A 21,595-nucleotide genomic window follows, 5' to 3' on the forward strand; every position below is an offset into this window, starting at 1 on the left:
TATGCGACAAAAGTAATCAATAATCGGAATTCTTGCAACGTTCTGATAACTATTTAATGTTATGCAGCACATGCCCCATACGTTCTTTCTTCGTTTTCATGTAGAATTCGTTGTATGGATTTGGTTTCACCTCGATAGGAACATTCTCTACTACCTCAAGTCCGTAAGCTTCCAGACCTACGCGTTTTACCGGATTATTGCTCATCAGGCGCATTTTCGTTACGCCGATATGACGTAAGATCTGTGCTCCGACACCATAATCTCGCTCATCCGCTTGATGGCCTAAATGCAAGTTCGCGTCCACCGTATCCAAACCATCCTCTTGGAGCTTGTATGCTTTCATCTTCTCCATCAATCCGATGCCTCGTCCTTCTTGGTTCAGGTAAACGATAACCCCTTTGCCTTCTTGGTCGATGCGGCGCATAGCCTCGTGCAGTTGCTCTCCGCACTCGCAACGCATGGAACCGAAGATATCACCTGTAGCGCAAGATGAGTGCACGCGTACTAAGATAGGCTCGTCTTTCTCGAATTTACCCTTTATCAAAGCTATATGCTCTAATCCATTGCTTTTCTGGCGGAAAGGAATGAGACGGAAATGTCCGTACTCGGTAGGGAGATCTACCTCTACGCCGTTCTCTACGATCGATTCGGTCCGGAGGCGATAAGCGATCAGGTCCTTGATGCAAATAATCTTGATATCGAATTTCTTGGCTACCTCGATTAATTGTGGCAGACGTGCCATGGTTCCATCCTCGTTAATGATCTCGATCAAGGCTCCGGCGGGATATAAACCGGCTAACCGGGCCAAATCCACGGCAGCCTCTGTATGACCCGCACGGCGAAGTACGCCACGAGAGCGGGCACGGAGCGGATTGATATGTCCGGGACGTCCCAGATCGGATGGCTTGGTCTTTGGATCTGCCAGCGCCAAGATCGTTTCCGCACGGTCGTACATGGAAACGCCGGTCGTACATTTCCCTCCTAATTTATCTACTGTTATCGTGAAAGGAGTACCTAGTAAAGAGGTGTTATTGGCAACTTGCATATCCAGCTCCAACTCTTGGCAACGTTCTTCCGTGATCGGGGCGCATAATACACCTCGTCCGTTTTTCAACATGAAGTTGATTTTTTCCGGGGTTACTTTCTCGGCCGCGATGATAAAGTCTCCTTCATTCTCCCGGTCCTCGTCGTCTACAACGATTAAGAACTTTCCTTCACGGAAATCCTCGATAGCTTCTTCGATGGTGTTTAATTGAATCTCGCTCATATTTATTGATTATTTATATCCGAGTTATTTTTTAGCAAATGTAATGAATATATCATATTGATCAGTTCCTTACTGGTCTTTTGTACCATGACGATATCATGCCGTAGCAATTTACGTTGGTACGTAGCCAATAGGTAGATCGGCAATCCCAGTGGGAAGAAAATACCGATAGCCAAGGCAAGTTTCCCGTTTATATGCTTGCTTAGCTTATTATTGTAACCTCCGATGACCGGGTAGTCCATCAATTTATTCAGGAGTAAATTCTGGTCGGAATTACTTAATTCCTCCACGATATTTTCCGTGTCCTGAGCTAACAGTTCCGCTGTGTTATCTTTTCCGCCTTGTTTCCAAAATGTCAGATAATTGATCCAACGTTTATGGTTTGCCAGATAAGTCGTGCTTTCTTCCACCAATTTCTCCAGTTGAGGAAGGGTTGCCTCATAATCGGGGGTGTATATGATAACCTCTTTCCGCTCCACTTTTCTCCCTTCACGCTTACCTATTAAGTTCTTCAAGGCATTCACGTAAGTGTCGGCATTCAAGATAACAGAATCTTTTACCGCTTTATAGGTTAGGAATATACCCATAGGTGTTAGGACCACGGAGCTAAGCCACATACCTTCCCATGCGTCCCAAACGCCGTCGCGTGCCATCTTGAAGCCCATATTATCTATAATATAATAGAAGATAAACAAGATTACCGAGATAACGACCGGTACCCCCAACCCACCTTTACGGATGATGGCTCCTAAGGGCGCTCCGATAAAGAAGAACATGATGCAAGCGAACGATACCGTGAATTTCTTATGCCATTCCGTCAAGTGGCGGCGTACCTTATAGGCCTCGTCGCCAACCGTGGCCGCACGGAAATAATAGTCGGTCTTGATATTCTCGATCGAGGACTTGGCTCGGCCTAATAAAGCCGCTTTACTACTCGGTGCCTGCGCTTGGTAAAGACTGTCGAAATCCAACTTGATGGTAGGAGTGATTACCGGCAGTTTTTCCTGTTGCTCGTCTGGCTGCCCCTCGGCTTCACTCTCTTTTTTAGCCCGTAAGGACTTTAGTGTTTTTACGTATGAGGCATCGTAAATGCTTTTTGCGTTCACGTCCTTGATGCTATCCAAGCGTACGCCCATCGAATCGATAGAGGTTTGTAAATCCTTCAAGTTTTTTCCCATATATTGGTTCTGCATGAAAGATTCGTCGGTACGGTTGAAATTCGCGTCGAATTCAATCAAGATATCTTTGCTGCTGAATGATTCTCGTCGATAGGGGACGGCGGTTCTCACTTGCGTCGTGTTGGCTTGGCTTTTACCTACGTTCTCGAAAGATTCTCCGTTAAATAAAGATAGGACAAGGAATAATTTATCGGCGGATGTCTTTAGCCGTCCGGAGTCCGCTACGATTACACGGGCGTTATTGAATCCTTCCGAATAATCATAGATCATCACGTCTTTTAATAAACCGTCCTTCGGGTCCTTTTTCTTCACATATACATTGAATCCGGGAATATCTTTGTAGAATGAACCTTCCGGAATATCCAATTCCGGTGATTTCTGGCGCATGGAATATAATAATGTATATAGCTTGACTTGGACAACGGGCATTACGTTGTTTTGGAAGAAAAAGGCGCCCACGCTCACAAATAGTAGCGTTACGATCAAAGGACGCATGATATGTATCAATGATACCCCGGCAGACTTCATGGCCAGTAATTCCAGACGTTCCCCTAAATTTCCAAAAGTCATTAATGAGGCTAATAGAATAGCCAAGGGAAGTGCCATCGGGACAAGAAACAAGGCCGCATACATAAACATCTCCGCTAATACAGGGATGCCGAGGCCTTTTCCCACCATATCGTCGATGTATCGCCAAAGAAATTGCATCAACACAATAAACAGACAAATACCGAATGTCATAAGAAACAACGGCAGGAATGTCTGCAGCATAAATGTATATAATCGTTTTATTCTCAACATTGCCTAATCTGGTTGAAGTGGCAAAAGTAGTGTAAAAAACGATAACACCCCACAGATTTCTGTAAAACTACTCTAAATACCAAGCGTTCGCTTCAAATCTTCCACTTGCGAGTCCCATAAATTAATGGAATCTTTTTTCTCCCCGGGTTCGGAGAAATCCGTAATCTCAAGTGCTGTAGAACCTGTTAATTCGATTGTATGGATTATAAATTCGAAATAAGCGTTCTCATCTTCCTCGTCCACCCAGCGGTAACGGATAAAGTTCTCCGGCTTGGAGTCGATCACTGTTGCCTCTTGGGCCTCTTTACTCCATTTAAAGGTGTAGAGATTATCATTTATAATGACCTCGTCGGCGAACCAAGCGGAAAGTCCCAAAGCGGTGGTTAGGTGATTCCACAAGCTTCGTCGTGAAACTTTATCGAAAATGTATTCGATATGAAACTTCTCTTTCTTCATTGTTCTTATCCTTATATTTGCCGCAAGATACATAAAAGATTTGAAAACGACTAATTTTAATGATGAAAAAAGTAACTAATAACTAACTGATTAGGTGGAGGTCTTAAAAATTAAGCGAATTTTTTTATTGAAAATGTTGTGTAATTCAAAAATAACCCCTACTTTTGCACCGTCAATAAGAGAAATAGTGACAATAAAATGATGGCGAGATAGCTCAGCTGGTTAGAGCGCATGATTCATAATCATGAGGTCCCCGGTTCAATCCCGGGTCTCGCTACCTAGAAAAGGAGGTCAATTTTTCGATCTCCTTTTTTCTTTTGCTATCAGATGGTCTTTTGGGAGGATAAAAAAACCTGAACAATCTTTCTCGTAAACGATCTTGATTGTTCAGGCAAAATAATTATGTAACCTCGCGGTTATGTTAATTAGGTTTGCCTACATCATAATTTAAGGGTAATTATATATGTAAGCAGGGTCATAGGGTAAAATTTCGCAAATTGCTTTGCTTGATTTATAAATACAAAGATATGTATGTCTAAATGTTTTGAGTGATGGTATTTGTCTCAATAGGAGAATGTATTTCTATCATATAAATAACGCACGCCTCGGAAATCATCTGAAGCGTGCGTTTAGCATATAAAATTTAAATCTAGTTACCCTTGTTTATGTAGTGACCCTGCTGTGATTTTTATATGCTTACCCTAATGTCTGTTGCGAATATATTCATAATATTCATAGGTTGTATCTTTATTTGATCGGTATTTGTATCAGTTTAGTGTGTAAAACTATCAACAGGTGGAGTGGGCCTTGTGATGAAGCGGGTTTCCGTTAATATTTAAATAAAGTTAAGACGGTGTTCGTGTCAATATCATGGGTATTCCTATCACGGAGAATGCGGTTTTTGAGAGAAAAACAGCGCACGCCCGAAATTCTCTAATCTCGTGACGTGCACCAAAGCATATAAAAATTGAGGGTATCTTAATTCAGTGTTATATGTTGGATAACGGTTGCCCAGTCGGCAATTACAATATTAGCCGAAACTTCTCCAGAGTACTTGAAAGTGATCTCGGTGCGTTTTCCGGGGTTTGCAGCGAATAATTCTCCGTTTTTGTCTTTTTCGCTAGAAAAAATAAGATCACCGTCCTTGTAAAGCTCTATCGTTATATTTTGAGCCGGAAAAATGGCTTGGGCTTCTGTTGTCAAATTACCTTTTTCGTCAAAAGAAGCGGGGAAAGCGAATTCAACCTCTTCTCCTGTTGGGTTGCCATTGTAGTCCAATGAGCTTTTTGTATTTTTAATTCGATATTCAAAATTTCCGGCATTACTCCCTAGATACTTGATCAGTCCTTTCGTTGAAAGCTGGAAAATTGAAGTTTTGCGAATGATTTGTAATTCGTTTGATACGGTGGATTTTGTTGAAGAGTTCTTATGAAGCGTAACTTGTCCATAGAACAAATCGCTCGGAATATTAGCTATGCCGTTATTCTCTTTTAGACTGACTTGCAAATCGGATATAATATTGGCTTTGCTCATGTTTGAAATCTCTTCGTTTCCAGAATTGATTCCACTCCATGCGATCACGGTTATGTCATTACTGTTCGGGCAGTTAATGTCTATAGCCCGGCGAGATAAAATTGTAGATTTGTTTACATTAATCTGCTCGAAGAAATCGTTGTTTTGATCGAAGACAAATAATGTAGCTCCATTCACCTCTCCCTTGGTCGTAATGTCGTTACCATCTGAATTCATTGCTTTTAATACCACGGAGAATGGCACTTCGGCTTGTTCAATAACCTCACTCGTTGTTGCTACTACGTCATTTGAATCATCCGTGCAAGCGGAGAATGACAAAACTGTGAAAATAACAGAAACCGCAAATACGCAATTTGCGAAAAAATTACCCTTTTTCATGACCCTACTTTTTATATGCTTTACCCTTAATCTAAGTGACTTGGTTTTTTTTGACCGCCCCTCAACGGTCTTTCCTTATCACTACATCGCGAATGTATGTATAAAAATCATAGGTTGTATCTTTTATGATGGGTATTTTTATCAAAAAAGTGGGTAAAACTATCATTATACCTCTATGTCCCTTTATTGATGCATGTTTTGGATGATGCTTAAATAATGTTAATTAGTTTATTCCTATCAATTTGAGTGGTAAATATATCATCGCTGGTCCTTACTGATAGCCTTGCCTCTGTTGTGTGATAGGAATGCAGTTGTTGTTAACGTCTATTAAAACGCCAGTAAAAAACGTTCGTTTAAATCTTGCGTTTTTATGTGTATAAATTATGAAGTCTCATTGATAATCATGTTATTTTTTTTATTATTTTTATCCAACTGAATAACTGAAATTTAAATAAAATTTTTGACCTTTGTAAGGCTGCAAAAAAGTTGAAGATAAAAACGCAAGATTTAAACGAACGTTTTTTACTGGCGTTTTATATAAATAACATCTTAATAATCAATGATATGAGATCAAAAGGTTTTAAAGCGAAATTTATGATGGCATTTTGGGGCTTGTTCGTTGAAGCTCATTATATTGCTGCGGCCAATGATACAATGGAGGGCTCTCAAGGAATTCTACCTTTTATCATTTTACTGATAGTGTCCATATGTGTAATAGCTTTTTTGAGTTATTATATGTATAGGTTGAAGAAAGAGTATATTGCCAAAGATGATGAGCTTATGGCGAGAAACGATGAGCTTCTTCGGTCTGTCGATGCGTTAAGCGTAAAAAATCGGGAGATCCAACAAATGTTGGTCAATAAAATCCGTGAGACTGATAATTGGAATAGGGATAATGAGGTAGAACGGGAGGATTTGAAAAAGCGCCTTGAGGAAATGGAAAAGCTCCATAATTCGTTTTTTGTTGAAACGATTCATGAAATGCGTACTCCACTATCGCTTGTGCTTGGTTCGTTGAGTGAGTTGTTGCAACGTAAAAATGATATTGACTCTAGTGAAGCGACTCAATTATTGTCTGCTTACCGTAATACCTTGGCTCTTCAAGACCTTATCGAGCAATTGCGAAATACCCGTCATGGAGATGACGTGGCAAACCATCTTCGGATAGCTCGTTATGACATGATCAGTATAACAAAGCAGATTTGTGATTTATTCGTGGACTGGATAGCCATGAATAATGTGGAATTTCATATTAATACCCAAACCTCTGTTCTTTGGGTCTGGATAGATCGTCGGAAGATGGAGTTTGCCTTGCGTGTACTTTTATCTAATGCGTTAAAAAATACCTACCGCTTTGGAAAGATCTCGATCAATATTTCCGTGGTGCGCTCAAATGGCAAGGCTTATTGTTCTTTCTCTATCCAAGATGATGGGTTAGGAGAAAGCGAAAGTACCCGTTTGGGTTTGAAACAGATCGTGGATATGACAGAATCTTCCGGCGCTATTTTCGAAGGAATTTCATCGGAGGACGAGACGGGAACCCAATATACGATATTGATTCCTTTGGGGAGAAGCCATTATATGGAACGTGCCGTGGAATTCATCGAGCCGGATGGTGATCTGGTAAAGCTGAATGAGATGCAGAAGGAGGAGATCGCCGAGTTGATCCAAGTTGTTCCGAAAAAGAAAGAGACCGGGAAGAAAATGTTGGTGATTGATGACAGTGATCAGATCCGTTGGTTCCTGCGTCATGTTTTTGCCAGTGAGTATCATGTTTCGGAAGCTCATAATGGCCAGGAGGGTGTAGAGATCGCGCGAGTTGAACGGCCGGATTTTATTTTATGTGACGTGATGATGCCCGTTAAAGATGGGCTTGCTACCTGTCGTGAAATCAAAGGCATCCCAGAATTAGCGCAAGTGCCGGTTGTCTTGCTAACCGCAAAGGTAGAGAGTGAGGATGTTATAGCTGGCATTGAATGTGGCGCCGATGATTATATAACCAAGCCATTCGATGTAGAGGTGTTACGAAGTAAGGTAAACAGTTTATTGAAACGTAGGGATGAGATGAGACGTTTCTATACGTCGAATTCTGTAGGTGCGCATCCCGAGGGAGAGAAAACGGTAAAGAAAGATGATTCCCCTTCCAATCTTTTTATGGATGCGGTTATCTCAACGATCGAGAAACATTTGGATGACCCTAGTTTTGAGGCGAAGATTTTGGCGGATTCTTTAAACATGAGTCTCCCTACATTATATAGAAAGATAAAACTCTACTCGGATAGTAGTATATTGGAGCTTACCCGTATGGTACGTTTGAAGAAAGCCGCCGAGCTGATCAGTATGCAGCGATACTCTATCCAAGAGGTTTCGGAAATGGTCGGCTTCAACGATACCGCCACTTTCCGTAAGCGTTTTACGGAACAATACGGCGTCACTCCTTCACAGTATCTGCCGGGTAAGAATTAATCGTTTTGCCATTTCCCGAATAATCGTCGGGGAATGGCAAAATTTTTTATTTGTTTTTTGAAACGATATTTTTCAACCTCTTTTTGATAGCCTTACAACGGTGCTAATCAGCCCGAAAATATCCCGAATGAAAATTTATAGTTTTACCTCTTATTTATGAAAGTAACACCTATTTACTTTTTTTTATCGTCCAAATACCTTTGCAATGTCATTAACGAACAACAGATTGGTCATGGGGAAGATTTGAACAAAGAGTTCTTGTTATGTGACTGAAAACTTAAAAAGCAATTGAGAAAGAAAGGTTTATATAAAAGATTTATTAACTCATAAAATTATATGTATATGAAACTTAGAAATTTATTATTCGGGACAATGATCGCTTGCGTGTTCGCAGCGTGTTCAAACGAGGATGATCCTATCGTAGGACCGGATCAACCGCAAACAGGGGAAAATAACGCAACACTGACTATTTCTGTGAAAAATGTGGCTAGAAGTTTGACTAAAGCTGCAGCGGAGGGGACACAGACTGAAAATGAAGCTAAAATTACAAACTTAACAGTTGCTCTTTATGATGCTGAAACTAGAGCGCTTGTCGCTTCAACCTCTGATATTGCCAATGAGGATGCTGCTGCGGATAATGATGAGGTTCAATTTGCCGGACTGACAGAAGGTGCGCAATTACGTGCTATCGCATTTGCTAATATGCCTGAAATCTCACTGGCTGGTACAACAATTGACAACTTTGTATCTCCTGTATATACGATGCCAGCTGCCGGATTCGCAGAAAACTATTTACCAATGAGTAGTGGTTTGTCTGATCCATTCACTTTACAAGCAGGTAAAAACTATTATGGATATACTAAAACAGCGGGAGAAGGTGAACATATTCTTGTAGCAGATCCCTTGTACTTGATAAGAAATGTAGCGCGCATTGATTTTACGGGACTTAGCTTAGACATGACTAGAGCTGCAAAAGATGTATACGTTGAAGGAATTGCGACGATTGTACCAGAATGTGTATTCATCATGCATGGGCGGACGAAGTCCAATGCAGCAGATATGGGTAATGACAATAGCTGGTGGAATGTCGTTAGCAATACCGTATGGGGTAATGTGTCCGCAACTTATGCTGCTAATGCTACAGATTATGCTTCAGGTTATAGAGGAGATTTCGTGAATGATGACGCTATGTTTACGAATATGAGAGGTCCTATTATTGAAGGATACAAGGCCAGTTTACCAGCCACCGCATTGGTACAGGATATCGCAACTGAAGATGGTGTGTCTGCGACTATCACAATCGCCCCTAAATTCTATGTGTTCGAAAATCCCCAAGTTAAGGCTGCTCGTGAAATGAATGGTGCTGAAAATTTCAAACCAGAGGATCTTGCAACTGAAATTGTAGTTAAAGGTACTTATAAGCTCGAAAATGCTAAAAAGAGCGGAAGTGATGCAGTATACAACTATGCGGAGAAAACAGCATATTGGCCTATTAAAATTGCTGCGACGAATGAAATGGCAGCAGCTACGGCTGAGTATTTAAAGGATGGAAAGATCCATCGTAATATAATTTACAGTATTGACGCAACTTTAGCCGGTAGAGGATATGATGATCCTACTGTTCCTCCAACAGACTTTGTTGAGTTGTTTGTTAAGACAAAGGTGCTTGATTGGGGTAGCGCAAATCAATCTTCAGTTGTCGAATAATATCTATTCTTTGAATAACGTCCAAAAGGCATTCCTTTTATCGGGAGTGCCTTTTTTGCATGTATAATTCTGGTTATAAATTGATCCGGAGACTACAAAATTTACTATCTTTTCCTTATGATGGCGATCCCATATGTCTTGAACCTAAGAGCCGGAATATTATTTCATGAGAATATCTACAATATCTACAATTCAACCTCATACTTATTGTAAATAAATATGTTATATAGTGGTTGCAGATGGAATAACATCTACAATTTTCATTCTGCATCTACCATGTTTTAATGGGAAACGCAAAAAAATCACTTCCCAAGCTTGCGGACTCGTATATTTAGTATTATACGATTTTATAAGAGACAGACAAAGGGATTAAAGCCAATAAGAGTTTCAATAGGTGAAGTTAGTGGTTTCATACTGAAGAAACTTTTATTTCATACTAAAGAAACAAAAGTTTCTCTATAGCAAAACTTTTGTTTTTCTATGCAAAAAACTATTATTTATTGAAATACAGAATGTTATACATTATTTATCGTTAGTAGTAATTGTTCGTGCTAATCTTTCCGGTAACCTAATGATGGTAGATCGAAGTTTGTAGTGGTAGATGTTCACTATCTACCACCACAAGATAAATTATTTACAATCAAAAGATTACATAAATAATGGTAGATATGGTAGATGATTTGGATTATTTACACATAGAATGGCATCTGGGGCGTGTCCGGAGAGAACAACTTCTTAAACATAAATCTTTTGACTTTCTAACTTTGCCAACGGGCATTGACATATTATATTTATAACAAAAAAGGCATTCCCTGTTGATAGAGAATGCCTTTTGATTATTATTCAAAGAATAAGTATTATTCGATAACAGGAGCTTGAGTAGCTGTACCCCAATTCATGACCATTGTCCTAACAAACAAGTCGGCTGTAGGATCATCCTTCGGCTGCGTAGGATCTGCATAACCATTACCGGCGATAGTAGCAGAAATCTGATAAACCACGTTTCTATGTACCTGACCGTAATACATGTTTTCGCTATCCAATCCATCGAGACCAATCTTTATCGGCCAATAGCGCAAGACAGGAGCATCCTCTTTACCAAATGTCCAAGATGTGTTATCATTCATTATAGCTTTTATATAAACTTCACCACTGACAACCAATTCGGATGCCAAAGTTGTTTTATCCAGGACGAAAGCTTGATCTTCCTCTTCCGGATCTTCTTGTTCTCTGGCCGCTCCTGTCTGATTATTAGGCAACACATAAAAATATAAAGAGTTCGCAAGAGTAATTGCTTTATCTCCGGAAATAGTAGCATCTTCCCAATTCTGAGTATATGTTGTTTCTGCTGTACTCAATGCCTTTATATAATTAGCAGCATCGACAGTTCCAGCAAAACGGCCGAATGAGTTACTAGAGTTAGTCCCGGAATAATAATCATCTCCATCAGCAGTTTCATAAGTAGCGGCAATATTACCCCAAACCTTATCTGGCAGATTGAACCACTCTGTATTACTTTGGCTTTGGTCTGCCACCTTAGCTTTTGTACGACCATGTAATACAAAAACATCCTTAGGCACAAACTTAATCGTTCCTGATTTGTATTTTTGACTACCATCAACCTTGACTTTAGTCATATCCAAATCAAGGGCATTCAATTCCACACGAGCCACATTTCTAATTAATCCTAAAGGTTTTCCAGATTCAATACTGTGTCCTCCTGTAGTGTTTGAGTAACCATAATAATTTTCACCTTCGGCAAGAGTGAATTTAGGGCTAATACCACTACTCATAGGTAACCCATTCGCTCCTTCTCCGGAAAAGACATAGTAAGCAGATGTCAACTCAAAAGAGTTAGCGGTTGCGGTAAGAGCATCCTTTGGAACATTCGCGAAAGCCAAAGCACGATAAGAAGCACCAGCCTTTAATCCCTTAAACTGAATCTCATTGTTTGAATCAGTAACCTCTTCATCCTCATTAGCTGTAAGATCACTAACTTGTAAGAATGTTCCGTCCTCATTATAAAGGGCTACAAATAAATTATAAATCTTAGCTTCGCCTTCCTTGGCGTTCTCATCCTCGCCGGCTTTTGTCTGTGTGCTCTTTGTTAAGTTTTTCACCACAATCGTAAGATCAGCGGTGCCTGCTTCCGGTGTAGGTGTCGGATCCACGCTAGGGATAGGATCATCCTCGTTTGAACACGCCGCAAATGCGCAAGCGATCATTGTCCCGAATAATAAATTTCTAAGTTCTATTGGGGAATGGTTATAGGGGGGTGTTCTTTAGTTGATTAGGCTTTTGTTGTGTGAAGGGAAGTAACAACTCAGTAGTATTAATTACCCTCAACGTTACTTCTTTAATCGAGGTTTTTATTACATTTGCCGTATGATCTCCCGTCAGGGCGAGACTCCGTTGGAAAAAACAATTTATGTATTGAAGAATATGAATCTATTTGATATGTCCCCATTTAAAGAAAAAGAGGCATACTTCCGACGCTTGCTCGACGTAGCGAATGTGAATGCCTTGTCCCCCAAGGAGCGTGCGACGTACGATGAGAATCTGAAGATCTACCGTGACTGGAAGGCCACGATGGAGTACGCCGTGGAGGAGGCGGAAACAAAAGGTAAAGCAGAAGGTGAGCGTTTGGCTACCCTACGCAACGCTCGTAACATGAAGAAAGCCGGTGTCGATCTTTCATTAATCGCCGAATGCACGGGGCTTTCGTTGGAAATAATACAAAGTCTCTGATCTGATAAGCCAGTTGCGGACTGAAACTATAGCGGATGACACGGATCTTGGGGAGAAGTATCTTTCTTGATCCGTGCCATACGAATCTGAAGTAATATCCGTCTCATGCGTCTAATACGCCATTAAACCGGTCTATTGCCTGTCTTTTACTAGCATCGATGATTTTCGCGTATACTTGTGTGGAGATGATGTTCTTGTGTCCTAGTAATTTACATACTGTATACAAGTCAATGCCAAGAGCTAGTGAAAGAGTGGCGAAAGTATGGCGGCTTACGTGGAATATACACGGCAAAGCAAGCAACAGCGAACAGGTATAGATTAAACGTAAACCGTTAGGAATAAGCGATATTTCGGTATTTTGCGAAGTTGAAAAAATGCAAACGACAACGGAATATTGAGGTTGTTCAGTTACCAAACCGTTAGCCGGGCAGTTACCGAAACGGGAACAGGTAACGGAAAGCGATGAAAAGAAATCCCCACCGTTTTGTTTGCGTTAATACACAGTGTTTTGCGCATCAAGGGACGCTTATATGGCAAGTAAATTTGCACTTAAAAATATAAGCGTATGAAAGTAGAAAAATTCAAGGTGCTGCTCTACCTCAAAAAGAGCGGACTGGACAAGTCGGGCAAGGCTCCCATCATGGGACGCATTACCGTCAACCGCACGATGGCGCAGTTCGGATGCAAGCTGTCATGCCCTCCCGAACTGTGGAATCCCTGTGAAAGCCGTCTGAATGGCAAGAGCAAGGAGGCGGTGGAAACCAACACCAAGATTGAGAAACTGTTGTTGGCGGTAAACAACGCCTTTGACAACCTTGTGAGCCGTAAAATGGATTTCGATGCCACCGATGTGAAGAATCATTTTCAAGGAAGTATGGAAACGCAGATGACACTCATGCGAATGACTGATGTTGTCTGTGACGACCTCAAAGCCCGTATTGGTATTGACCGTGCGAAAACTTCTTACTCGACTTATCATTATATGCGTCTGACACTTGGTGAGTTCATTGGGCATCAGTACAAGGTCAAGGATTTAGCATTTGGGCAGCTTACGGAACAGTTCATCCATGACTATCAGGTTTTCGCTATGGAGAATAAGGGTTATGCAATAGATACTGTCCGACATCACCTTGCCATACTGAAAAAAATATGCCGTCTGGCTTATAAGGAAGGCTATGCAGACAAAATCCATTTCCAGCATTTCACCCTGCCCAAGCAGTCGGATAAAACCCCACGGGCATTGAGCCGTGAATCGTTCGAGAAAATCCGTGATGTGGAAATTGAACCGCATCGTAAATCTCACATACTGGCAAGGGATATGTTTCTCTTCGGGTGTTATACCGGGGTCTCGTATGCGGATGTGATATCCATTACCGATGAGAACTTGTACACGGACGATAACGGAGCGTTGTGGCTGAAATACCGCAGGAAGAAGAACGAACATCGGGCAAGCGTGAAGTTGCTTCCCGAAGCGATTGCACTGATTGAAAAGTATCACAGTGAGGACAGGGACACATTGTTCCCTTTACTACGCTGGCCTAATCTTAGAAGACACATGAAGGCGTTGGCGGCATTGGCTGGCATCAAGGATGATTTGTGCTATCATCAGGCGAGGCATAGTTTCGCCTCGCTGATAACGCTCGAAGCGGGTGTGCCGATTGAGACCATCAGCCGGATGCTGGGACATTCCGACATTTCCACCACTCAAGTATATGCCCGTGTCAGTCCGAAAAAACTCTTCGAGGATATGGACAAGTTCATAGAGGCGACACAAGATTTCAAACTAACCCTATAAATCCAACAACAATATGCGAAGCACATTTTCATTATTGCCATATATTAACCGCAGCAAGGTGAGGGCTGACGGTACGACCGCCGTACTCTGCCGTATAACCATTGACGGCAAGCAGACCGCCATAAGCACAGGTATCTATTGCCGCCCCGAAGACTGGAACGGCAGGAAGAATGAGATAAAGACCGTCAGGGAGAACAACCGCTTACGGGAATACCTGCGTCTGACTGAGGAAGCCTATACCGAGATACTTAAATCGCAAGGAGTGGTCAGTGCGGAAATGTTGAAGAACCATATTTCCCTGAATAATATCCATCCGACTACCTTATTGCAAATGGGTGAATGGGAACGGGAGCGGTTGAAGAAACATTCCGAGGAAATAGATTCCACTTCTTCCTACCGTCACTCCATGTATTATCAGAAATACCTGACGGACTTTATAGCGTCAATCGGGAAAAAGGAAATTCCTCTTGAAGAAGTGACGGAGGATTTTGGCAAGTCCTATAAAGCTTTCCTGAAGAAGTGCAAGAATTTCAGCTCTTCCCAAACCAACAAATGTATGTGCTGGCTTAATCGTTTATTGTATTTGGCAGTCGATAAGGAGATTATCCGTGTGAACCCCTGCGAGGACTTGGAGTATGAACCGAAGCCGGAGGCAAGGCACAGGTACATCAGCCGCGATGAGTTCAAAAAGATACTTTCCACCCCGATGTATGACAAGCGTATGGAACTGGCAAGACGGGCTTTCATCTTCTCGACCCTGACGGGACTGGCGTATGTGGACATCAAACTTCTTCATCCCCATCATATCGGGACGAATGCGGAGGGCAGACGGTATATCCGCATCAACCGCAAGAAGACAAAGGTGGAGGCTTTCATACCCTTACATCCCATAGCGGAACAGATATTGTCGTTGTACAACACAACCGATGATGAGAAGCCCGTGTTTCCTCTCCCAAGCCGTGATTCACTTTGGTTTGACATCCACGAGATGGGTGTTGCCATAGGCAAGGAGGAAAATCTGAGCTATCACCAAAGTCGGCACAGCTTCGGAACTTTCCTGATTTCAGCGGATATACCGATTGAGAGCATCGCCAAGATGATGGGACATTCCAACATCAGAACTACTCAGGGGTATGCACGGATAACCGATGATAAAATCTCCAAAGACATGGACAAACTGATGGAGCGAAGAAAGAAAATATCGGCTGGCGAAAAGAAAGAAAACAGTATATAATCATCATAAAATAAAGGGATTATGAGCAGAGAAATAATAACAATCAGTAAAATGGGAGCGGTCACCGTACCGACAGCCCCAGTGTGGATGACCCAGTTCGAGATAGCCGACCTGTTCGGGGTGTTCTCTTGCAATATCCGCAAGATGATACAGGCAATTTACAAGAACAAAGAGTTGAACGAAACTGATACGATGAAGTATATCAAGCAAACTGACGGCATCAGTTATGATGTGTATAATTTTGAAATGATTATAGCCATCGCTTTCAGAATATGTAGCAAAGAGACCCTTTTGTTCAGGCGGTTCGTAATAAATGAAATCTGCACCACCAAGAAAGGAATCCCGGTTACATTGTTTGTTTCCTATGGTAAGAATGGCAACCTATGGTATAGTCGAGGTTCTTCCCGTCAGCCACCTGTTCCCGATGCACGGATGCAAAGGTAGCGTGTGGCTCTGACAGCATTGGCAAGGTCGGGCGGCATAGCCGTTTCGGGCAGAATCTTCCTCAACGGGGTTGAGCGTATTCAGCCCGAAAACCTTGCCCCTGCCAACCACACGCATTTTGGGCATCCGGCAACGGAAACAAGCGACTGACGGGAAATCAGAAGAAAGAGAAGGAACGGCTTACAGACGAAGCTAAACATTGATGCTTCATCCGTAAGCCGTTCCTTTTTTATTGTACCATTGCTGTCGCAAACATAGGGCAGACGGCAAACTGCGCTCTTTCAAGAAAATCAGATAGCCGTCTGTCGGTAGGCGGTACGGTAGCTGTCAGTCAGCATCCTTTCGATGTCGGACTCTCGGTAGAGGATTTTGCCGCCCAACTGAATGTAGGCTATCCGCCCTTCGTTGCGGTAATCCTGAAGTGTTCGGCGGCTCACTTTCAACCGTGCCGACACCTCCTTGTCCGTGAAGAAACGCTCCCCGTTCAGTGTCGGGCGGTAGCTGGCAGTCAGATGCTCTACGTTGTCCAGCAGACGGTCAAGACTGCCCATGAAGTGGATTATCCACTCGTTGTCTTTGTTAATCAGTTCGTTCATATTACTCTGGATTTAGTGGAATTATTGTCATTACTCTATTCGGTTATCAGATTGTCCTGCCTTTGAACTTTGCTTCCTTCCGTCTGTCCTCCACGATGGAGACGATACGTTGCACATCTTCGGGACGGTAATAGGTCTTGTGGTTGATTTGGCTGTATGCCAAAGTCCCATTGTCCCGAAGCGTCTGCAAGGTTCGTGGGCTGATATTGAGCATCCGGCATACGTCCTGATTATCCATCCACTCGCTCATTTTCTTTTCGCCGTGCCGATGGCAGATGGCATCCATACGGCAGACGAAGCGGTCGAACTTGGCGACCAGCTCCTCAAAGGTCTTTCTTTCGATTGATACGATTTCCATATTGTCTTTTTTTAGTTGTTACTGTTTCTTATGCCGCAAAGGAATGTATAATCCGTTACTTGACAATGGGTTTCCCGGAAGTGGTAGCATGTTGCGCTGATACGGTAGTCATTGTCCGTGATACCGACTTTTCCTTTGGCGGCTATCATTCCTTCTCCCGCAAAGAAATACATAATCCGGCATCCGGCAATGGATTCAATTTGGTCTGGCAGCAAGTGGCACAGGGTGGTAGAGGTTGGCACAGGCATGGTTCACCGATTGCCCAATCCGCCCAGTCCTTAGCCCTTAATTCCTATATTTAATAAGGACACCACAGCCCAAATAAGAGCTTAATTCAAAATCACCCGTAACTAAACCTTTTTCCCTTTCGGTTATATACATCCGGCAAAACGGTGAAGTCTGCACCGTTATTTCTATCACCATAAAGCAAAACCATACAAAATTGCCTAAGAGAACCCAAGTGCTTGACAGACTGCACTGAAGCATCTTACTTTGCTCCCGATAATCGGTCGAGGTGCTTACCAAGACCACAGTTAATAACTTAATCAATTTGTTTTTTACAATGAAGAGAGAACCAAGCATTACAGAGCAGCAGGCTCGTGAAATCGTGGAAAAGATGGGACGCAGGGAATCCTACACTCCCAAGTCGATGAATGACATCTACAGGCGTATCGGCCTGGAGCCGGATGAGCCGGAACAGCCCGGCAAGACCGTCACGGAAGAAACGGAGACCGCTATGGCGGATGAACCGTCAAGTGAGGCGGTCGGGGAAACAGCAATGCCGCAGAAGCGTGTCAGCAGCAAGCAGCGCAGGCTGTCGCTGGAGGAGTACCGCGCCACCTATCTCCAAGTCCCCAAGATTATCAACCGCAAGCCCGTGTTTGTCAGCGAGACGGTGCGTGACGAACTGGACAGGGTTGTCCGCTTCCTCGGAGGAAAGGGTATGAGCGCATCGGGGCTGATTGAAAACCTCGTCCGCCTGCACCTCGACACCTATCGGAACGACATCGAGCAGTGGCGCAAGCTCTGACGGGATTACAGAAAGTCGGTTAGGCTGGTGAATACACTTCATCGGCTTAACCGATACCCAAGATGAGTGATTACACTCGGAAAACAATCCGACAAGCGGAGGATTGTTATGTCTTCAAAGACATAGCAAGATATATTTTCAGTTACCCGAATAATTCTAAGTAACTGAAAACACCTTCACCGCCGTGGGCAGAATTATCCTCCGCAGTCGGATAATTTCGGGGTTCATTAATCAAAGATTAAACAATGGACAAGCCATAAAATTGAAAAAATAAGAAGTATGAAAAAGAAGAGCAAGTACGGGAGAAATCCCAAGTTGAACCCGAAGACGCACTGCGTGATGGTGCGCTTCGATGATGTGGAATGGAACAGATTCCTGACGATGTACGAGGAATCTAACGTGTACGCGAAAGCCGTCTTTCTCAAGGCGCACTTCTTCGGACAGAAGTTCAAGGTGCTGAAAGTGGACAAGACGCTGGTGGACTACTACACCAAGCTGTCGGATTTCCATGCCCAGTTCCGTGGCATAGGCACGAACTACAATCAGGTCGTCAAGGAGCTGCGCATCCACTTCTCGGAGAAGAAGGCGATGGCGTTGCTCTACAAGCTGGAGGAGTGCACCATCGACCTTGTGAAGCTGAGCCGGGAGATAATGGAGCTTTCAAGAGAAATGGAGGCTAAGTGGCAACAAAGACGGGATGATTCTATGGTATAGCTGGATGTCCCTTTGGTTCGCAGTTCGGCAAGTGAACGAAGTCCGACGGGTAACTTCATTGCCGACCATGTCATTGTCGGACATCTGTTAAGAATAAGAACTAACTGAAAGGGATGAAAATATAGTAGAATCAAGTATCTGGCTTTCTAACTGATAAATAGAAATCTAGATACTTGATTTACAAACTAAATATATTTGATACTCTTTTTGCAAGAATAGTCTACCTGTCAATCCATTCTTTAAGCCTCTGCGCCTTTTCCTTGCTCACTTGTATTTCCGTCTTCGGATAACCTTTCAAACGGACAATCAACTTTCCTCCAAAATAATTACCGAGGAACAAAACGTGCTCTACATTGATGATATATTGGCGGTTTGCCCGGAAGAAATAGTCCGGGTTCAGTTGGTGTTCAAGTTCATCCATTGACACATTGACCACTTCGGAAGTGCCATTGTTGAGACGAAGATGTACAATCTTGTTTTCTGTTTCGATATGGTTGATGTCCGAAACTCGCACGGTCTTATATCCGTCACGATAAGGAAGCAGGAAACGCTCCCTATAACGGAACTTGCTCTTCTGTAAGGCGTCAAAAAGCTGTTGCAAGTTTTCGTCGGTATAATTCTTTCCGGCTTTGACTGCCTTGTCAATGGCCGCTTCAAGTTCATCCGGATCCAGCGGTTTCAGAAGATAGTCAAAACTGTTGAACTTGAATGCCTGTACTGCATATTCATCGTATGCGGTGGTAAATATGATGGGAACGGTTGCCTGGGCATGTTTAAGAGCCTCGAAACTCAAACCGTCAGTTAGCCGGATATCAGCAAGGATGAGGTCTGTGGTTTTGCCAGATTGAAAGAATTCGACTGTTTCTTTGATGCTGGCAAGCGGACCTTCAACAATAAATGTTCTGTCAATATCGTTCAGCAGCCTTATGAGGCGTTTGGCATTGCGCTGTTCGTCTTCAAGAATCAGTATTTTCATAAGGGTTGATGTTTTTTATGATGGGCAGACTTACCGAATAGAAGTTTTCGGCATTCTCTATCTTGACCTTTTTATCACAAAGTAAAGCATATCGTTCTATGATATTTTTAAGTCCTAAACCGGTTGATTCGATTGGGGACATCAAAGGTCGTTTCAGGTTGCAGACGGTTATGTAATCATCGGACAACTTTATGTTGATAACCAACGGATGTTCAGATGAAAAGCTGTTGTGTTTTATTGCGTTTTCTACAAGAAGCTGCAATACAGCCGGAGGAAGAAAACCTTTGCATTGTCTGACGCCCGGACTTACTTTTGCAATGACCCCTTCGTTGTGGCGTACTTTCATCAAATACAAGTATGAATCAAGAAACTTGATTTCGTCGGCAACGGGTATCAGATTGCGGTCCAGATTGGTGATGATGTATCGGTACACTTTCGATAGGTTACTCAGGAATTTTCCGGCAAGCTCGGTATCTCCCTCAATCAGTTCCAGCAGGTTGTTGAAGTTGTTGAACATGAAGTGCGGGTTGATTTGCAGTTTCAGCGAGTTGAGTTGCGACTGCAAGGCGATCTCTTTTTCCTTCATCAGCGCCATTTCGAGTGCTTGTTTCTCGTCGCGCGCCTTGATGTAAGACTGAAGGTAGAAGGAGTTGGCATAGACGCTTGACAGGAAGGTAGATATCATGGCAAAGGTGTATGCGCCTTTCATGTTGAGGAGTTCGTCGAGAAGCCCGTTGTCGGTTTCGTCCCATAGGAAATTGAACAAGGTTATCATACCGAACGCAACGATATTGTTCAGTGCCATTAGGCAGGATGCATAGACCATTCCCCACACGTAGGATGTCCTGAACGGCAATACCCTGAAGACCAGAAAACAGAATCCTAAGGATATGTAGGTAAAAAGCATACACAGCAGAAAATCGACCATGTAATCAGCGATTGTCATTCCCGGCAATTGGTCGATGGTCTTGTCATCGAGTATAAACCACATGACAAGGTAGAATACATAGGAGACGGCAGATAGCAACAGGCCGTTCTTCCAACTCATTATTTTCATTTTCACTTGGGTCATATCGGGTGCAAAGTTACTCTTGATTCGGCAAAGATAAGGCTTTACTCCTTTGGTTGATAGGATAAACAGGCTGAAACGGATAAAATTACTATCGAAACGATAATAACTATTGGTGAAATACACATTGTATTTGTTAAAACCGATCTGCACTTGAAAGATTATCCTTTTTTCGGTCTTAACTGTCAGTTTGGATAGTTCGGACTTTAATTTATCCGCTTCGATACTCTTTGAATTGCAAGAACTTTTATAGGGGTATAATTTTGCATCTCAAAAAAAAGTGTATGAAAATTGAAACAGAACGTCTTGTAATCAGAGACTTTCAAAAGAGAGACGTTGTTGGACTTTTGGAATATCTTTCAAATCCTCGTGTGAATTGCTTTGCCGCCGACCGCCTTTGTTCTGAAGAGGCGGCATTCGTATATATGCAGTATTCCCAAAAAGATATGCAACGCTATGCAGTGAGTTTGAAAAAGGAGGACTTTATAATCGGTGATGTTTTCGTTTTGCGTGAAAATGAAGATACTTACAATGTGGGCTGGCATTTCAACAAACGTTTTGAGGGCAAAGGATTAGCTCGTGAAGCGGTTATCGGATTGTTGGATTATCTTTTTCGGGAGGCGGGTGCACGGCGTATCTATGGATTTGTGGAAGATGACAATATTCGCTCCAAACGCTTATGCGAACGCCTTGGTATGCGCCGCGAAGGATGCTTCAAGGAATTTGTGACATTTATAAACAATCCTAACGGCACCCCGAAATATGAAGATACCCGTGTTTATTCCATTCTAAAAAAAGAATGGAATTCAATCAGTGCTAAATCAATTACGAATAATTAAGAACAA

At 42.6% G+C, this 21,595-nt stretch carries 20 protein-coding genes and 1 tRNA gene; 11 read left to right on the forward strand and 10 right to left on the reverse strand.

Annotated features, from left to right (window positions below):
• Positions 1–49: 49 nt before the first annotated feature.
• The 3 genes from ACYIA1_RS18630 to ACYIA1_RS18640 all read right to left on the reverse strand — a co-directional run bounded on the left by ACYIA1_RS18630 (position 50) and on the right by ACYIA1_RS18640 (position 3,702).
• Positions 50–1,267 carry a bifunctional 3,4-dihydroxy-2-butanone-4-phosphate synthase/GTP cyclohydrolase II gene (locus ACYIA1_RS18630; protein WP_005859476.1) on the reverse strand — a complete coding sequence of 406 codons (1,218 nt, stop codon included), beginning with the start codon at positions 1,265–1,267 and terminating at the stop codon, positions 50–52.
• A gap of 2 nt (positions 1,268–1,269) precedes the next feature.
• Positions 1,270–3,216, reverse strand: coding sequence for an LptF/LptG family permease (locus tag ACYIA1_RS18635; RefSeq protein ID WP_250788728.1), 1,947 nt, complete (start codon positions 3,214–3,216; stop codon positions 1,270–1,272).
• Between the two features lie 102 nt (positions 3,217–3,318).
• Complete coding sequence (locus tag ACYIA1_RS18640) at positions 3,319–3,702, reverse strand: START-like domain-containing protein (RefSeq protein ID WP_005859472.1); 384 nt, start codon at positions 3,700–3,702, stop codon at positions 3,319–3,321.
• Between the two features lie 203 nt (positions 3,703–3,905).
• On the opposite strand from ACYIA1_RS18640, the gene ACYIA1_RS18645 reads away from it, so the two are divergent.
• A tRNA-Met gene (locus ACYIA1_RS18645) sits at positions 3,906–3,979 on the forward strand.
• Positions 3,980–4,680: 701 nt separating this feature from the next.
• Here ACYIA1_RS18645 and ACYIA1_RS18650 read toward each other — a convergent pair.
• Positions 4,681–5,613 carry a FimB/Mfa2 family fimbrial subunit gene (locus ACYIA1_RS18650; RefSeq protein ID WP_005867545.1) on the reverse strand — a complete coding sequence of 311 codons (933 nt, stop codon included), beginning with the start codon at positions 5,611–5,613 and terminating at the stop codon, positions 4,681–4,683.
• 564 nt (positions 5,614–6,177) lie between these two features.
• On the opposite strand from ACYIA1_RS18650, the gene ACYIA1_RS18655 reads away from it, so the two are divergent.
• Together ACYIA1_RS18655 and ACYIA1_RS18660 are read left to right on the forward strand one after the other, a co-directional pair.
• Positions 6,178–8,079, forward strand: coding sequence for a hybrid sensor histidine kinase/response regulator transcription factor (locus tag ACYIA1_RS18655; RefSeq protein WP_480336227.1), 1,902 nt, complete (start codon positions 6,178–6,180; stop codon positions 8,077–8,079).
• 342 nt (positions 8,080–8,421) lie between these two features.
• A complete protein-coding gene (locus ACYIA1_RS18660; RefSeq protein WP_480336229.1) occupies positions 8,422–9,786 on the forward strand; it encodes a fimbrial protein in 1,365 nt (454 codons plus the stop codon).
• Positions 9,787–10,643: 857 nt separating this feature from the next.
• On the opposite strand, the gene ACYIA1_RS18665 is transcribed toward ACYIA1_RS18660, so the two are convergent.
• Positions 10,644–12,011 (reverse strand): fimbrial protein, encoded by a 1,368-nt coding sequence (locus ACYIA1_RS18665; protein ID WP_005867551.1) that lies wholly within the window; start codon positions 12,009–12,011, stop codon positions 10,644–10,646.
• Between the two features lie 160 nt (positions 12,012–12,171).
• Here ACYIA1_RS18665 and ACYIA1_RS18670 point away from each other — a divergent pair, with 160 nt between their 5' ends.
• Positions 12,172–12,534 (forward strand): PD-(D/E)XK nuclease family transposase, encoded by a 363-nt coding sequence (locus tag ACYIA1_RS18670; RefSeq protein WP_122143914.1) that lies wholly within the window; start codon positions 12,172–12,174, stop codon positions 12,532–12,534.
• A 103-nt stretch (positions 12,535–12,637) separates the two neighbouring features.
• On the opposite strand, the gene ACYIA1_RS18675 is transcribed toward ACYIA1_RS18670, so the two are convergent.
• Positions 12,638–12,949, reverse strand: a complete 312-nt coding sequence (locus ACYIA1_RS18675; RefSeq protein ID WP_480336231.1) for a tyrosine-type recombinase/integrase — start codon at positions 12,947–12,949, stop codon at positions 12,638–12,640.
• A 150-nt stretch (positions 12,950–13,099) separates the two neighbouring features.
• Between ACYIA1_RS18675 and ACYIA1_RS18680 the strand changes: the two genes are divergently transcribed.
• Genes ACYIA1_RS18680 through ACYIA1_RS18690 form a run of 3 tightly spaced genes read left to right on the forward strand, consistent with a single transcriptional unit; the run spans position 13,100 to position 16,007 of the window.
• The gene (locus tag ACYIA1_RS18680; RefSeq protein WP_004313905.1) at positions 13,100–14,329 is read left to right on the forward strand and encodes a site-specific integrase; all 1,230 of its coding nucleotides are present in this window, start codon (positions 13,100–13,102) and stop codon (positions 14,327–14,329) included.
• Positions 14,330–14,342: 13 nt separating this feature from the next.
• Positions 14,343–15,563, forward strand: coding sequence for a site-specific integrase (locus ACYIA1_RS18685; RefSeq protein ID WP_004313906.1), 1,221 nt, complete (start codon positions 14,343–14,345; stop codon positions 15,561–15,563).
• A 21-nt stretch (positions 15,564–15,584) separates the two neighbouring features.
• The gene (locus ACYIA1_RS18690; RefSeq protein WP_004313907.1) at positions 15,585–16,007 is read left to right on the forward strand and encodes a virulence RhuM family protein; all 423 of its coding nucleotides are present in this window, start codon (positions 15,585–15,587) and stop codon (positions 16,005–16,007) included.
• 290 nt (positions 16,008–16,297) lie between these two features.
• On the opposite strand, the gene ACYIA1_RS18695 is transcribed toward ACYIA1_RS18690, so the two are convergent.
• On the reverse strand, positions 16,298–16,603 hold the full coding sequence (locus ACYIA1_RS18695; protein ID WP_005822096.1) for a helix-turn-helix domain-containing protein: 306 nt from the start codon (positions 16,601–16,603) through the stop codon (positions 16,298–16,300).
• Positions 16,604–16,649: 46 nt separating this feature from the next.
• A complete protein-coding gene (locus tag ACYIA1_RS18700; RefSeq protein ID WP_004312622.1) occupies positions 16,650–16,961 on the reverse strand; it encodes a helix-turn-helix domain-containing protein in 312 nt (103 codons plus the stop codon).
• Positions 16,962–17,026: 65 nt separating this feature from the next.
• On the opposite strand from ACYIA1_RS18700, the gene ACYIA1_RS18705 reads away from it, so the two are divergent.
• From ACYIA1_RS18705 to mobA, 3 genes are all read left to right on the forward strand, one after another.
• Complete coding sequence (locus ACYIA1_RS18705) at positions 17,027–17,263, forward strand: hypothetical protein (RefSeq protein WP_005822095.1); 237 nt, start codon at positions 17,027–17,029, stop codon at positions 17,261–17,263.
• Positions 17,264–17,523: 260 nt separating this feature from the next.
• A complete protein-coding gene (locus ACYIA1_RS18710; RefSeq protein ID WP_004312623.1) occupies positions 17,524–17,991 on the forward strand; it encodes a DUF3408 domain-containing protein in 468 nt (155 codons plus the stop codon).
• A 279-nt stretch (positions 17,992–18,270) separates the two neighbouring features.
• A complete protein-coding gene (gene mobA, locus ACYIA1_RS18715) occupies positions 18,271–18,705 on the forward strand; it encodes a conjugal transfer protein MobA (RefSeq protein ID WP_004312624.1) in 435 nt (144 codons plus the stop codon).
• 220 nt (positions 18,706–18,925) lie between these two features.
• Here mobA and ACYIA1_RS18720 read toward each other — a convergent pair whose 3' ends face one another.
• Together ACYIA1_RS18720 and ACYIA1_RS18725 are read right to left on the reverse strand one after the other, a co-directional pair.
• A complete protein-coding gene (locus ACYIA1_RS18720; protein ID WP_004312625.1) occupies positions 18,926–19,681 on the reverse strand; it encodes a LytR/AlgR family response regulator transcription factor in 756 nt (251 codons plus the stop codon).
• The gene (locus ACYIA1_RS18725) at positions 19,662–20,753 is read right to left on the reverse strand and encodes a sensor histidine kinase (protein ID WP_433741555.1); all 1,092 of its coding nucleotides are present in this window, start codon (positions 20,751–20,753) and stop codon (positions 19,662–19,664) included. Before ACYIA1_RS18725 ends, ACYIA1_RS18720 begins: the two co-directional genes overlap by 20 nt.
• Before the next feature lie 281 nt (positions 20,754–21,034).
• On the opposite strand from ACYIA1_RS18725, the gene ACYIA1_RS18730 reads away from it, so the two are divergent.
• Positions 21,035–21,589, forward strand: a complete 555-nt coding sequence (locus ACYIA1_RS18730; RefSeq protein WP_004312627.1) for a GNAT family N-acetyltransferase — start codon at positions 21,035–21,037, stop codon at positions 21,587–21,589.
• Positions 21,590–21,595: the final 6 nt, after the last annotated feature.

This window comes from Parabacteroides sp. KHUB-02 (assembly GCF_056640955.1).